The sequence below is a fragment of the Streptomyces sp. NBC_00726 genome (genome assembly GCF_045161735.1).
In the GTDB taxonomy this organism is placed as follows: domain Bacteria; phylum Actinomycetota; class Actinomycetes; order Streptomycetales; family Streptomycetaceae; genus Streptomyces.
The window spans coordinates 3,163,025-3,176,935 of record NZ_CP108983.1 but is presented as its reverse complement, the minus strand read 5'-3'; the positions used below and the strand labels follow the sequence as shown (position 1 = coordinate 3,176,935).

11 protein-coding genes are annotated in these 13,911 nt (G+C 71.2%); 6 read left to right on the top strand and 5 right to left on the bottom strand.

Translation table 11 applies throughout. From position 1 onward, the window contains the following. The first annotated feature begins 175 nt into the window (after positions 1-175). A complete protein-coding gene (locus OG338_RS14110) occupies positions 176-970 on the top strand; it encodes a carbon-nitrogen family hydrolase (protein ID WP_405937674.1) in 795 nt (264 codons plus the stop codon). 63 nt (positions 971-1,033) lie between these two features. Here OG338_RS14110 and OG338_RS14105 read toward each other — a convergent pair whose 3' ends face one another. Next, on the bottom strand, positions 1,034-1,525 hold the full coding sequence (locus tag OG338_RS14105; protein WP_405937673.1) for an LURP-one-related/scramblase family protein: 492 nt from the start codon (positions 1,523-1,525) through the stop codon (positions 1,034-1,036). Between the two features lie 120 nt (positions 1,526-1,645). Next, positions 1,646-2,425 (bottom strand): helix-turn-helix domain-containing protein, encoded by a 780-nt coding sequence (locus OG338_RS14100; RefSeq protein ID WP_405937672.1) that lies wholly within the window; start codon positions 2,423-2,425, stop codon positions 1,646-1,648. A gap of 326 nt (positions 2,426-2,751) precedes the next feature. On the opposite strand from OG338_RS14100, the gene OG338_RS14095 reads away from it, so the two are divergent. The 3 genes from OG338_RS14095 (at position 2,752) to OG338_RS14085 (ending at position 5,907) form a co-directional block, all read left to right on the top strand. Continuing rightward, the gene (locus OG338_RS14095; protein WP_405937671.1) at positions 2,752-3,210 is read left to right on the top strand and encodes a hypothetical protein; all 459 of its coding nucleotides are present in this window, start codon (positions 2,752-2,754) and stop codon (positions 3,208-3,210) included. 92 nt (positions 3,211-3,302) lie between these two features. After that, positions 3,303-4,037, top strand: a complete 735-nt coding sequence (locus OG338_RS14090; RefSeq protein WP_405937670.1) for a class I SAM-dependent methyltransferase — start codon at positions 3,303-3,305, stop codon at positions 4,035-4,037. A 34-nt stretch (positions 4,038-4,071) separates the two neighbouring features. Continuing rightward, complete coding sequence (locus OG338_RS14085; RefSeq protein WP_405937669.1) at positions 4,072-5,907, top strand: NHL domain-containing thioredoxin family protein; 1,836 nt, start codon at positions 4,072-4,074, stop codon at positions 5,905-5,907. Positions 5,908-5,914: 7 nt separating this feature from the next. Here the strand turns inward: OG338_RS14085 and OG338_RS14080 are convergent, their stop codons facing one another. The 3 genes from OG338_RS14080 to OG338_RS14070 form a co-directional block, all read right to left on the bottom strand. Continuing rightward, on the bottom strand, positions 5,915-8,734 hold the full coding sequence (locus OG338_RS14080; RefSeq protein WP_405937668.1) for a BTAD domain-containing putative transcriptional regulator: 2,820 nt from the start codon (positions 8,732-8,734) through the stop codon (positions 5,915-5,917). Positions 8,735-8,866: 132 nt separating this feature from the next. Then, positions 8,867-10,195 (bottom strand): M18 family aminopeptidase, encoded by a 1,329-nt coding sequence (locus tag OG338_RS14075; protein WP_405937667.1) that lies wholly within the window; start codon positions 10,193-10,195, stop codon positions 8,867-8,869. Between the two features lie 129 nt (positions 10,196-10,324). Beyond that, complete coding sequence (locus OG338_RS14070) at positions 10,325-12,151, bottom strand: acyl-CoA dehydrogenase (RefSeq protein WP_405937666.1); 1,827 nt, start codon at positions 12,149-12,151, stop codon at positions 10,325-10,327. A gap of 148 nt (positions 12,152-12,299) precedes the next feature. On the opposite strand from OG338_RS14070, the gene OG338_RS14065 reads away from it, so the two are divergent. Together OG338_RS14065 and OG338_RS14060 are read left to right on the top strand one after the other, a co-directional pair. After that, positions 12,300-12,740, top strand: coding sequence for an SseB family protein (locus OG338_RS14065; protein WP_018101996.1), 441 nt, complete (start codon positions 12,300-12,302; stop codon positions 12,738-12,740). Positions 12,741-12,917: 177 nt separating this feature from the next. After that, a complete protein-coding gene (locus OG338_RS14060; protein WP_405937665.1) occupies positions 12,918-13,874 on the top strand; it encodes a pirin family protein in 957 nt (318 codons plus the stop codon). Positions 13,875-13,911 lie beyond the last annotated feature (37 nt).

Below are 13,911 nucleotides of genomic sequence, written 5' to 3'. Positions count from 1 at the left end.
CCCCTCGTGCGGTTCTGCGGTGCATGGGCAACTGGGCGCGGACGGTCGGGCTGCGGGCTGCGGGCAGCAATGAGGTTCGGTGGCTAAGTTACGCTGCGAGCAGGCACCCCGGCAGTGCTTTCGTGTGACGATCGTAGGCCGGTGTTGACGGCTCGAATGCCAGGACGGTGGTAGTGTGCGCGCCTCCCTCATCCAGATCGCAGTAGACCCGGACGAACCCGTCGATTCCCGCAGGGAACGCGCCGCCTCGCTGGTCGCGTCGCAGCGGGGCGCGGATCTCGTGGTCCTGCCCGAACTGTGGCCGGTCGGAGCCTTCGCCTATACGGCCTTCGAGGAAGAGGCCGAGCCGCTGACGGGCCCGACGCACCAGGTGATGGCCAAGGCCGCCGCCGAGGCCGGGGTCTGGCTGCACGCCGGCTCCTTCGTGGAACGAGCCGGGGACGGCACCCTCTACAACACCACGCTCGTCTTCTCCCCCGAGGGCGAGCGGGCCGCCGCCTACCGCAAGATCCACCGCTTCGGCTTCGACCAGGGCGAGGCGGTCATGATGGGTGCCGGCGAGGACCTGGTCACCGTCGCCCTCCCGGAGACCACGCTCGGCCTCGCCACCTGCTACGACCTCCGCTTCCCGGAGCTCTTCCGGGGCCTGGTCGACGCCGGTGCCGAAACCCTGGTGGTCGCGGCCGGCTGGCCGGAGCGCCGCCGCGCCCACTGGACCCTGCTCGCGCAGGCCCGCGCCGTCGAGAACCAGTCGTACGTCCTCGCCGTCGGCTCCGCCGGCACCCACGCGGGCATCCCGCAGGCCGGGCACTCCCTCGTCGTGGACCCCTGGGGCGAGGTGCTCGCGGAGGCGGGCGCGGACGAGGAGGTGCTGACCGTGGAGCTGGATACGGCCAAGGTCGCGGCGACCCGGGAGCAGTTCCCGGCGCTGAAGGACCGGCGGCTCGGGCTGGCCTCGCCGACGATCTGACACGTGAAGGGCCCTGTTTCACGGTTTCACGTGAAACAGGGCCCTTCACGTGCGTGCGTTCGGTCAGTCGTCGTGCTCCTTCTCCGCGAGCACGATCACACATACCGCCACCGCGATCAGCAGCGCCGCGTCGGCGTCCTCCCGCACGATGTCGATGCCGTACGTGTCCCGGATGGACAGCCAGCGCCGGGAGATCTGGGCCAGAAGTTCGCCGTCGTAGTCCACGGCGAACTCGCGGTCCAGGATCTTGCCGCTGACGTCCAGCTCGGTGCCGTCCGCGAGGGTCACGCGGTAGTGGTTGCGGAGCAGCGACAGACGCTTCTTCTTGATCTTGGCGAGCTGCTCGCCGTCCCGCTCGATCAGCATCGTGTCGCGCAGGCTCAGCAGCTTCTGACGGATCTCCACGAGAATCCGGCCCTGCGCGTCCTTCAGCTCGAAGGTGTCCCGCACCCGCATGGCCTTGCCGTCGACCAGGAAGACCTTGCGGCCGTCCGCGTCCTCGATCCAGTAGTCGTCACCGATGCCGAAAATGCGCTCGTGCACGAGAAGTCTCATGGCTCACAGGTTCCCCGAGGTCCCTGTGGAATGCGGGGATGCCACGGTGATGTTGACTGTTCTCATGGGAGAAGGCCCCACCCCGTGGGGTCTTCGTCCCGTCAGGCGCCCCGTCGGATGTCACTCCGGCGGTCGGCTGTGCCTCTCCAGCGTCGCCTTGCTCGTGGAGCGGTCCACCAGCCGCAGTTCCCAAGGACCGGTGTTCACATCGAAGTCCTTGCCGAAGCCGACCCACTTCCCGGCCATGCGCCGCCCGGTCGGCTCGACCAGGAGTTGGACAGCCCCGTGATAGCGGGCCCCGTTGTAGTAGCCGTCTGCGGCAGTCTGCTCGACCCACGTACCCGTGACCACGTTGCGATCAACGGTCAGGTCCAGTGTGAGCGGGCTGTCCGGGTTGCTGCTCGCCCCCGGCAGACTTTGAACGGTCAGACGGTTCCCGTGCTGGACGATCACTACGTAGTGCTTGCCCTCGTACGAGTCGCCCCGGCCCGAGGAGAAGAACTCGTAGCGGCTGAGCCACACCCCCGAAAACGTCTCCTCACCCGTCTGCGCGGTGGGCTGCGCGCCTACAGAGGCAGACGCGACACCGGTTGTGCCGGTCTCCATGTCATGCCCTCCCTTCCCGTCTGCTTGGGCTCGTGCCATCGGAACAGGCAGGGCGAACCCCAGCGCCTCGACCGGACGGCCGGTGACCCGCTCCAAAGCTCTGGCGTACACGCCCCGAGGTGTCTTGCTCGTTCCGGACTCCCAGCGCTGCACCAGTCGCTTGGACGCCTCGTTCGGCTCCCCGAGTTCCCCACCCGCCCGGCGGAGCGCCTTGGCGAAGTCGTCTTGGCTTAAGCGCAGGCCGACACGCACGGCCCGCAGCACATCATTCGGCACCACTGCGGTCGTCGTCATGACGTCAAAGCTAGACCGAACAGTCCTGTAATGACACCGGTTTGACGCCCTGGAAGGCGTCACCGACACCCCACCGAGTGACGCCCGGGCGACACCCGAAGCGTCGTCGTTCCGACCGGCCGGCGGCGGGAATATCGCTTCACCAACCGGACCGGGCAGCGGAAGGCAAACCATGATCGTGCGGGTCCCGCGACTCAGGCCAGACGTTCGGCTCTGAGGTGATCTGCCCCAGCAGTAGAGCCGAGAAGCCGTTGACTCCCATGGCCTCCGCCGCCTGGCCCCTGCAAGTGCCCCCGATGTTCCTCACAGACCAGGAAGGCACAGACGTGACGATCACCGACACGACGAAGACCGTGTACGACCTCATCACCCCGGAGCTGAGAGCCGGCCTCATCACCATGGTCCGCGAGGACTCCTGGCCGGAGATGACCGACGACCAGGGCCGGCGCGGTGTCAACCAGGTGGCGGCCTTCCTCGCCGTCGCCGCGAACACCACGGAGAGGGCCACACCCAGCCTTCGCGTGGACCTCTTCTGGCACGCACTCGTGCTCCACACCAAGGACTACGCCAGGGTCTGCGACGCGCTCGGCGGCGGATTCATCCACCACGTCCCCGACCGCAACAACGGCCACGACCCCGCCGAGGGTCGGGCCGCGATGCGTCGGACGGCCGAGGTGATCCGATCGGCCGGCTTCGACGTGGACCCGGATTTCTGGCCGATCAACGGCGCGGCCGACTGCACCCAGAGCTACGCGGGCTGCTCCGACAGCCCCGTTGCCAAGTAGCTCCGACTCAAGCGGAGCGACTGGCCCACGAGAGCTTCAGCCGCCCGGTATCGTGCCGGGCGGCTGTCGCCGTGAACGAGAACGGACAGGTAGTGACTGACGCTCGCAGCACCGCATGGGACACCTACTCGCAGAGCAAGCCCCAGCGGCGGAAGACCAACGCCAAGGGCGAGACCACATGGTTCAACTGGACCCAGTACCCGGACCACGGCCCCAGGGCCGACGTGCTCAACCTCAACCCGGGAGACCGCGTGCTCGATCTAGGGTGCGGGTCTGGAGGGAACCCCGCTCACCTCGCAACGCTCGGCATGAAGTCCGTCGGGATCGACCTCTCCGCCAAGCAGCTCGACAAGGCGCACGAGCGATGGCCGGGCGTGGCCGGGATGGAACTCCACCAGGCCGACGCGCTCACCTATCTCGGAGATACGTTCACGATCTTCGACGCGGTCTACAGCGTGTTCGGCGCTGCCTGGTTCACCGACCCCGGACTGCTGCTGCCGACCGTTCACGCGAACCTCAAGCCAGGTGGCGTCTTCGCCTTCTCCCAGCGTCCCCCGGTCGAAGGGTGCTACGGCTGCCAGGCGTCATACATCCCGCGCGGGCCCGAAGAAGACCCCGCTATCGTCAAGCGGTGGGACTACGAACCCGATGTGTGGGCGCTGCTTCTCAAGGAACACGGCTTCGTGGACGTGTCGGTGTCCGTGCTTGCCCCACCCGCCGGGAGCCGGCGCACAGGAACCCTGTTCGTCCGGGGCGTCCAAGGAGGCCGGTCCGTGATGGAGCGGGATCCCGTAGCTGCGCAGGGCAACCGCGTCGTACGGTCGTGATCCGCTGTTCATGGGCCAATGGCAAGCTTGAAGGATGAACGATGCAGCCTCGGCGCCCACCCCCGCGCCCCGCCGTCCCCGTGTCCGTGCCCCCGAACTCATCGGCAAGGGCGGCTGGCTCAATACAGGCGACCGGCAGTACACCCTTGCTGACCTGCGAGGGCGCATTGTCATCCTCGACTTCTGGACCTTCTGCTGTGTGAACTGCCTGCATGTTCTCGATGAGCTGCGCGAGCTGGAGGAGAAGCACCGCGACACCGTCGTGATCATCGGCGTGCACTCGCCGAAGTTCGTGCACGAGGCGGAGCACCGGGCCGTCGTGGACGCGGTCGAGCGGTACGGGGTGCACCACCCGGTCCTGGACGACCCCGAGCTGGCCACCTGGAAGCAGTACGCCGTACGCGCCTGGCCCACGCTCGTCGTCATCGACCCCGAGGGCTATGTCGTCGCCCAGCACGCCGGTGAGGGCCACGCCCACGCCATCGAGAAGCTGGTCGAGGAGCTGGAGACGGAGCACGCGGCGAAGGGCACCCTGCGGCGCGGGGACGGGCCGTATGTGGCGCCGGAGCCGGTCGCCACGCATCTGCGGTTCCCCGGCAAGGCGCTGCTGCTCGCGGACGGCGGCTTCCTGGTCTCCGACACCACCCGGCACCGGCTGGTCGAGCTGGACCCGGACGGTGAGACCGTGCGCCGGCACTTCGGAACGGGCGAGCGCGGGTTCGCGGACGGCGGGCCCGGCCAGGTCCGCTTCAGCGAGCCGCAGGGGCTCGCCCTGCTGCCCGACGGGCGGATCGCGGTCGCCGACACCGTCAACCACGCCGTCCGCGCCCTCGACCTCACGACCGGCGGGACGACCACCCTCGCCGGCACCGGCCGCCAGTGGTGGCAGGGGGCGCCCACCAGCGGCCCGGCCCGCGAGGTGGACCTCTCCTCGCCGTGGGACGTCGCCTGGTTCGACGGCCGGCTCTGGATCGCCATGGCCGGGGTGCACCAGCTGTGGACGTACGACCCCGAGGCCGGCACCGTACGGGTCGCCGCCGGGACCACCAACGAGGGCCTGGTCGACGGGCCCGGCGCGGAGGCGTGGTTCGCCCAGCCGTCCGGGCTCGCGGCGACCGGGGAGCGGCTGTGGATCGCCGACTCGGAGACGTCCGCGCTGCGCTGGGTCGACCGCGAGGGCGCCGTGCACACCGCCGTCGGCACCGGCCTCTTCGACTTCGGCCACCGGGACGGCGCCGCCGGGCAGGCGTTGCTCCAGCACCCCCTGGGCGTCACCGCTCTGCCCGACGGGTCCGTCGCCGTCTGCGACACGTACAACCACGCCCTGCGCCGCTACGACCCGGCGAGCGATGAGGTCACCACCCTGGCCACGGACCTGCGGGAGCCCAGCGACGCCGTGCTGGTCGACGGCGACCTCGTCGTCGTGGAGTCCGCCCGGCACCGGCTGACCCGGCTGCGGCTGCCCGAGGAGGCGGTACGCGTCGCCGAACAGGCGCACCGCACGCAGCGGGCCGCCACCGAGGTCGCCCCCGGCGCGCTCCGGCTCGACGTCGTCTTCCAGGCGCCGGCCGGGCAGAAGCTGGACACCCGGTACGGGCCTTCGACCCGCCTGCTGGTCTCCTCGACCCCGCCCGGGCTGCTGGCCGAGGGCGAGGGCGCGGGCACCGACCTCTTCCGGGACCTCGTCCTCGCGGACGGCGTCACCGAGGGCGTCCTGCACGTCTCCGCGATGGCCGCCTCCTGCGACGACGACCCCGCCAACGAGTACCCGGCCTGCCACGTCCACCAGCAGGACTGGGGCGTCCCCGTCCGCGTCACGGAGGGCGGCGCGGCCCGGCTGCCGCTGGTCCTCGCGGGGATGGACGCGTAGGAGCGTTTCAGCCGTCCGCCGTCAGGCGGCGGGTCGCTTCGGTGTGGCGGCGTACGTAGTCCGGGCTCGCCGTCACCCGGAGCAGCGCCTCCAGGGCCCGGACCGCGCCCTCGTCGTAGCCGGCGCGCTCCGCCTCGGTGGCGGCCTCGTCCAGGAGACGGATGCCCTCCTGCTCCGCGCCGAGGACGAGACGGGCCTCGCCGCTGACGGACAGCAGCAGCACCCGGCGGGCCGCCTCCTCGTGCTCGGGGCCCAGGTCGAAGGCGGTCCGGGCGGAGTCCAGGGCGTCCTGCGGGCGGCCCGCCGTGAGCTGCATCCGGGCCAGGTGCTGGAGCGCGAGCATCTCGGTGTGCGCGTCGGGCTCCTTCCGGGCCAGTTCGAGGGCCCGCTCGCAGCCCTCCATCGCCACGTCCAGGCCGCCCTGCTCAGCCTGCACGATGGCCAGGTTGATCAGCGCCGTCGCCTCACCGAGCCGGTCCCCGGCCTGCCGGGCGAGCCCGGGTGAGGGCTCCAGCGTGGCGACCGCATCGCCGGTCCTGCCCTCCTCCGTCAGCACCCAGCCGAGCAGATTGCGGACCCGGGACTCGGCGTACGGGTCCTGGCGGGCGACGGCCGCCGCCAGGGCGAGTTCCAGCATCGGGGCCCAGCCGTCCCGGACCCGCCACACCACGTGCGGCCACTGGAGCAGGATGATCCGCCAGGCCCGGTCGTCGAGCCCGGCGGCCCGGGCCGCGGCGGCCGCCAGGGTCAGGTCCTCGCGTTCGGCGGCCAGCCAGCCCATCGCCTCCGCCCGGTCCGTGAAGTCCCGGGTCGCGGTGGGCGGGTGGAAGTCGTCGGGCAGCACAAAGCACGGCTCGCCGCCCGGTTCCGCCGTGTCGGCGGCGGCGAGCGCGGTCGCGATGTAGTGGTCCAGCACGCCGATGAGCGCGTCCGGCGCGGCCGCCGGGTCGAGCCCTCGCGCGTACAGCCGCACCAGGTCGTGCAGTATCCAGCGGCCGGGCCCCGCCTCGGTGACCAGGTGGGCGGCGGCCAGCCGTTCCAGCGCGGCCCCGGCGGTGACCGGGTCGCTGCCGGCGAGCGCGGCCGCGGTGTACGGGTCGAAGTGCCCGCCCGGATGGTGGCCGAGCCGGCCGAGGTGGTGGACGGCGTCCGGCGGCAGCTGCTGCACGGTGAGCCGCAGGGCGGCGGAGACGCCGGTGTCCTCCACGTCCAGATAGGACAGCCGGCTGCGCTCGTCCGCGAGTTCACCGGCCATGGCGGCCAGCGTCCACTGCGGGCGGCCCGCCAGCCGGGCCGCCGTCACCCGCAGCGCGAGGGGCAGTCCGCCGCAGAGTTCGGCGAGCCGCCGGGCCGCCACCGGTTCCGCGAGGACCCGTTCCTCACCGAGCACCCCGGCCAGCAGCGCGGTGCCGTCCGTCGGTTCGAGTATGTCCACCGGGACCGGGACGGCCGCGTCCGAGGCGATGAGACCGTCGAGCCGGTGCCGGCTGGTGACCAGCGTGACGCAGTCCGCGCCGCCCGGCAGCAGCGGCCTGACCTGCGCGGAGTCCCGGGCGTTGTCCAGCACGACGAGCAGGCTGAGCCGGTCGGTGAGCGAACGGAACAGCGCCGCCGCGCCGGCCACGGACTCCGGCACCCGGCGGGGCGCGACGCCGAGCGCGAGCAGGAATTCCCGCAGCACTTCGAGCGGGGTCGGCTCGCCGGTGTCCCCGAAGCCCCGCAGATCCGCGAACAGCCGCCCGTCCGGGAAGGCGGCGGGCGTCCGCCGCGCCCAGTGCAGCGCCAGCGCCGTCTTCCCGACCCCGGCAGGACCGGTCACCAGACACACCGGTGCCTCCCCCGCCGCCGCCCGCGACAACGCGGTCAGCTCGGCCCCCCGCCCGTGAAACCCGCGCGGCGCCCGCGGCAGCAGATCGGCGACGGGCGCGGGTGCGCCCCCGGCGGTGTACGGGGAGGGTGCGGCGTGCACCGGCGCGACGGGCGTCCGGGGCGCGATGACCCGCGTCCCGCCGGACGCGTGCGATGCGGCGGGGCCGGCCGGATCCGCCGTCTCCGCGGTGTGCCCGGGAGCAACGGGCGCACCGCCCTCCTCCCCTCGCAGAATGCGCGCATACGCGTCCGCCAGTTCGCGGCCCGGGTCGATGCCGAGTTCGTCCGCGAGCAGGCGGCGGGTGCGGTGGAAGCAGTCCAGGGCTTCGGACTGGCGGCCCGAGTGGGAGAGGGCGGTCATGAGGGCGGCGGCGAGGGATTCGCGCATGGGGTGGGCGACGGACTCCGCGCGCAGGGCCGCCGCAGCGCGGTGGTGTTCGCCCAGTTCCCCGTACGCGCGGGCCAGCTGCTCGACCGTCGAGAGGCGGGACTCCTCCAGGGCGTGGGCGGCCGCCTGGAGCGGGGCGCTCGCGAAGGTGCCGGTGAGGGCGGGGCCCTGCCAGAGGGACAGGGCCTCCTTCAGCATCAGCACCGTGTCGGCGGGGCCCCGCTGCTCGCGGGCGAGCATCAGCAGTTCCTCGAACCGCTGGGAGTCCAGCAGGGTTTCGGGCGCCCGGAGGACATACGCGTCGCCGAGCGTCGCCAGCTCGACCCCGTACGCCTGCGCGTCCGCGCCGACCAGCAGGGCGCGCAGCCGGGAGACATGGCCCTGAATCACCGTACGGGCGTGGAGCGGTGGTTCGTCGTCCCAGAGGCAGTCCGTCAGCCGCGCCATGGACACCGGGGTGTTGGCGTGCAGCAGCAGGGCCGCGAGCAGGCTGCGGCGCTTGGCGGGGCCGAGGGGCAGCGGCCCGGTCAGCGTGTCGACGCAGACGGTGCCGAGCAGCCGGAACTCCACGAACGGCTCCCCTTCGGGGTCTGACGCACCCGGTTCCGGGTCACGGACAAGTGCCCAGAATATCGGGGATTCCGCCGTGGCGTTCCGGGGGCGTGGCCGGATCGCCCCCGCCCGCGTACGGGAGCCCGGGCGTCAGCCGGTCAGGAAGGCCGCCAGCGCGTTCGCGAGGAGGTACGGGTCGTCCGCGCCGCACAGCTCGCGGGCGCTGTGCATGGACAGGATGGCGACGCCGATGTCGACGGTCTTGATGCCGTGCCGGGCCGCGGTGATCGGGCCGATCGTCGTGCCGCAGGGCATCGCGTTGTTGGAGACGAACGTCTGCCACGGCACGCCGGCCTTCTCGCAGGCCGCGGCGAACACGGCACGGCCGCCGCCGTCGGTGGCGTACCGCATGTTGACGTTGACCTTGAGGATCGGTCCGCCGTTGACGACCGGGTGGTGCGTGGGGTCGTGCCGCTCCGCGTAGTTCGGGTGGATGGCGTGGCCGGTGTCCGAGGAGAGGCAGACCGTGCCGGCGAAGGCGCGGGCGCGGTCCTCGTAACCGCCGCCCCGGGCGAAGACCGACCGTTCCAGGACCGTGCCGAGCAGCGGCCCGTCCGCGCCGGTGTCCGACTGGGAGCCGTTCTCCTCGTGGTCGAAGGCGGCCAGCACCGGGATGTACGGCAGCTCGGCGTCGGGCTGCCCGGCGACGGCGGCCAGCGCGGCGGTCGCCGCGTGCACCGAGAGCAGGTTGTCCATGCGCGGCCCGGCCAGCAGCTCGCGGTCGCGGCCCAGATAGGCGGGCGGCTCGACGGGGTGCGGCATCAGGTCCCAGCCGGTGATGTCCTCGGCGTCGACCCCCGCCTCCTCGGCGACGAACCGGATGAGGTCGCCCTCCTCGACCTCCCCGAGCCCCCAGATCGGCTGCATGTGCTTCTGCCGGTCCAGCTTGAGCCCGTCGGTGTTGGCCGACCGGTCCAGATGCACGGCGAGCTGCGGTACGCGCAGCAGCGGGCGGTCGATGGAAACCAGCCGGTCCGTCCCTCCCCCAGGCCCTGCGGCCTGGGAGGTACCCCCTCGCAGCGAGATCCGGCCGGCGAGACCGAGGTCGCGGTCCAGCCAGGTGTTGAGCAGGGTGCCCCCGTAGACCTCCACGGCGATCTGGCGCCAGCCGTACGCGCCGGTGTCCGGAAGCGGCTTGACCCGCAGGTTCGGCGAGTCGGTGTGCGCACCGGCGATCCGGAACGGGGTGTGCGCCCCGGCGCCCTCCGGCACGTACCAGGCGACGATCGCGCCACCGCGCAGAACGTACTTGCCGCCGGTGGTTCCGTCCCACTCCGCGGTCTCCTCCACCTGCCGGAATCCGGCCTTCTCCAGCCGGGCGGCAGCGGCGGCCACGGCGTGGTACGGGGAGGGTGAGGCCATCAGGAAGGCCATCAGATCGTCGGTGTGCCCGCGGTCGAAGCGGAGGGAGGAACTCATGTTCTTCACTGTAGCCAGACGTGGCCGAAAGGATTCCCTGTCGCCCTTCGCCCTCCGCGCCCATCATGCGGCCGCCGCCCCCGGAGACGAATCCGGGGGCGGCGGGCGGGCAGCGGTGCGGGGAGGCTCCTAGAAGGCGGCCTCGTCCAGCTCCATCAGGGAGTTGTCGACGGCCTCGGCGAGCGCGCGCTCGGCGCCGACGCCCGGGAGGACGTTCGCGGCGAAGAACTTCGCGGCGGCGATCTTGCCCTGGTAGAAGGGGACGTCCTTCGCGGAGGCCGTCGGCAGCTTCTCGGCGGCCACGGCCGCGCCCTTGAGCAGCAGGTAGCCGACGACGACATCGCCGGAGGCCAGCAGCAGGCGGGTGGTGTTGAGGCCCACCTTGTAGATGTTCTTCACGTCCTCGCCGGTCGCGGTGAGGTCGGTGATCATCGTGCCGACGATCGCCTCCAGGTCCACCGCGGCCTTCGCGAGGCCGTCCAGCGCACCGGACAGCTCCTCGTGGTCCTGGGCGCCCGCGAGGAACTTCTTGATCTCCTCGGAGAGCGCGTTGAGCGAGGCGCCCTGGTCGCGGACGATCTTCCGGAAGAAGAAGTCCTGACCCTGGATCGCCGTGGTGCCCTCGTACAGGGTGTCGATCTTGGCGTCGCGGATGTACTGCTCGACCGGGTACTCCTGGAGGTACCCGGAGCCGCCGAACGTCTGGAGCGACTGCGCCAGCTGCTCGTACGACTTCTCGGAGCCGTAGCCCTTGACGATCGGGAGCAGCAGGTCGTTGAGGCCGTGCAGCGCCTTGGCGTCCTCGCCCGCGGCCTCCTTCTCCTGGATCGCGTCCTGGACGGAGGCGGTGTAGAGGACGAGGGCGCGCATGCCCTCCGCGTACGCCTTCTGCGTCATCAGCGAGCGGCGCACGTCGGGGTGGTGCGTGATGGTGACCTTCGGCGCGGCCTTGTCCATGAACTGCGAGAGGTCGGTGCCCTGGACGCGCTCCTTGGCGTACTCCAGCGCGTTCAGGTAGCCCGTGGAGAGCGTGGCGATGGCCTTCGTGCCGACCATCATGCGGGCGAACTCGATGATGCGGAACATCTGGCGGATGCCGTCGTGCTTGTCGCCGATGAGCCAGCCCTTGGCGGGGTGGCGGTCGCCGAACGTCATCTCGCAGGTGTTGGACGCCTTGAGGCCCATCTTGTGCTCGACGTTCGTCGCGTACACGCCGTTGCGCTCGCCCAGCTCGCCGGTGGTCCAGTCGAAGTGGTACTTCGGGACCAGGAAGAGGGAGAGGCCCTTGGTGCCCGGGCCCGCGCCCTCGGGGCGCGCCAGCACGTAGTGGAGGATGTTCTCCGACATGTCGTGCTCGCCCGAGGTGATGAAGCGCTTCACGCCCTCGATGTGCCAGGAGCCGTCCTCCTGCTCGACGGCCTTCGTGCGGCCCGCGCCGACGTCGGAGCCGGCGTCCGGCTCGGTCAGCACCATCGTCGAGCCCCACTGCTTCTCTACGGCGATCTCGGCGGCCTTCTTCTGCGCCTCGTTGCCCTCCTCGAAGAGGATGCCGGCGAACGCCGGGCCCGAGGAGTACATCCAGACGGCCGGGTTCGCGCCGAGCAGCAGCTCCGCGTAACCCCAGATCAGGGAGCGGGGCGAGGTGGTGCCGCCGATCTCCTCCGGCAGGCCCAGGCGCCAGTACTCGGAGTCCATGAACGCCTGGTACGACTTCTTGAACGTGTCGGGGACCGGTGCCGTGTTGGTCTCCGGGTCGAAGACCGGCGGGTTGCGGTCGGCGTCCGCGTAGGAGTCGGCGAGCTCGTTCTCGGCGAGACGGGCGATCTCTTCGAGGATGCTCTTCGCCGTGTCGACGTCCATCTCCGTGAACGGTCCGGTGCCGTACAGCTTGTCGCGCCCGAGGACCTCGAAGAGGTTGAACTCGATGTCGCGGAGATTCGACTTGTAGTGCCCCATGGGAAGGCTCCGTAATCAATAGCAGTGGCGCGCAGCGCCCCGTGGAGGGGTGGCCCGGACATATCAGGTGACCTCTACGATGATGCTACCCGTCAGTAATAAGGCGCAACCCCCCGAGCCCCGGATGTGGCCGATTACTCTTTGTTCCATGTACGGCTACGACCAGAACCAGGGCGCGCAGCAGCCGATGGGGGGCGGCTACGGCGAGCAGCCGCTGTACCCCGAACCCTCGCCGCCGTCACTGGGCGACGCGGTACGGGCCTTCACGACCGGCTCGCTGGCCGCCGAGGACTTCCAGCAGGTCTTCGCGACCTCGAAGGTCTACTGCCCGCGCGGTGACAACCCGGGCTTCCTCGCGCTGCACAACACCCAGCAGCCGGTGATCCCGATGTTCACCACGCTCAAGGAGCTGCGGCGGTACGCGGGCAAGGACTCCAAGTACTTCGTGATCACCGGCGCCGAGGTGATCGACCTGCTGCCCACCGGCTACGGCTTCGTCCTGGACATGGAGGGCGAGCACCGGATGGTCTTCGACGCCAAGGCCGTCGAACAGATGGTCGACTTCGCGATGCGCCGCATGTACGGCTAGGCGCCATGGCCGCGCAGGCGGCCGGCCCGCCGCCCGAGGCTTCCGGAAGGGGCCCGTACCGCTCTCGGTACGGGCCCCTTCCGGCGGTCCGGGGGTGCGCGGGAATGCGGGGCACCTTGCAGGATGTTCACTATTCAACTAAATTGGTGGCAGTACCGTCCCCCGGAGGTGGCTCCCATGCCCGCAGTGACCGTCGAGAATCCGCTGACCCTGCCCAAGGTGGCCGCTTCCGGCGACGCCGCGGCCCGTCCCGTGCTCGCCGTGACCACGGCGCCGAGCGGCTTCGAGGGTGAGGGCTTCCCGGTCCGCCGCGCCTTCGCGGGGATCAACTACAAGTACCTCGACCCGTTCATCATGATGGACCAGATGGGTGAGGTGGAGTACGCGGCGGGCGAGCCGAAGGGCACCCCCTGGCACCCGCACCGCGGCTTCGAGACCGTGACCTATCTGATCGACGGCAGCTTCATCCACCAGGACTCCAACGGCGGCGGCGGCACCATCGGCAACGGCGACACCCAGTGGATGACCGCCGGGTCCGGGCTCCTCCACATCGAGGCGCCGCCGGAGTCCCTGGTCATGACCGGCGGCCTCTTCCACGGCCTCCAGCTCTGGGTGAACCTGCCGAAGGCCGACAAGATGATGGCCCCGCGCTACCAGGACATCCGCGGCGGCCAGGTCCAGCTGCTCGCGTCCCCGGACGGCGGCGCGCTGCTCCGGGTGATCGCCGGTGAGCTGGGCGGCCACGAGGGCCCCGGCATCACGCACACCCCGATCACGATGATTCACGCCACCGTGCGCCCCGGCGCCGAGGTGACGCTGCCCTGGCGCGAGGACTTCAACGGCCTGGCGTACGTGCTCGCCGGGCGCGGCACCGCCGGTGCGGAGCGCCGCCCGGTCCACCTGGGCCAGACCGCCGTGTTCGGCGCCGGTTCCTCGCTGACCGTGCGCGCGGACGAGAAGCAGGACGGGCACACCCCGGACCTGGAGGTCGTCCTGCTCGGCGGCCGCCCGATCCGCGAGCCGATGGCGCACTACGGGCCGTTCGTGATGAACAGCCAGGCCGAACTGAAGCAGGCTTTCGAGGACTTCCAGGCCGGCCGCCTCGGCACCGTGCCCGCCGTCCACGGCATGTGACCCGCGCTCCCGTCCGCGCCGCCCGTGTGTGACGCTC

What these genes read in the sequence shown, in the direction of transcription:
- OG338_RS14105 (WP_405937673.1), bottom strand. Translation starts at nt 1,525, where the DNA reads ATGAGACTTCTCGTGCACGAGCGCATTTTCGGCATCGGTGACGACTAC.
- OG338_RS14100 (WP_405937672.1), bottom strand. Translation starts at nt 2,425, where the DNA reads ATGACGACGACCGCAGTGGTGCCGAATGATGTGCTGCGGGCCGTGCGT.
- OG338_RS14085 (WP_405937669.1), top strand. Translation starts at nt 4,072, where the DNA reads ATGAACGATGCAGCCTCGGCGCCCACCCCCGCGCCCCGCCGTCCCCGT.
- OG338_RS14075 (WP_405937667.1), bottom strand. Translation starts at nt 10,195, where the DNA reads ATGAGTTCCTCCCTCCGCTTCGACCGCGGGCACACCGACGATCTGATG.
- OG338_RS14070 (WP_405937666.1), bottom strand. Translation starts at nt 12,151, where the DNA reads ATGGGGCACTACAAGTCGAATCTCCGCGACATCGAGTTCAACCTCTTC.
- OG338_RS14065 (WP_018101996.1), top strand. Translation starts at nt 12,300, where the DNA reads ATGTACGGCTACGACCAGAACCAGGGCGCGCAGCAGCCGATGGGGGGC.
- OG338_RS14060 (WP_405937665.1), top strand. Translation starts at nt 12,918, where the DNA reads ATGCCCGCAGTGACCGTCGAGAATCCGCTGACCCTGCCCAAGGTGGCC.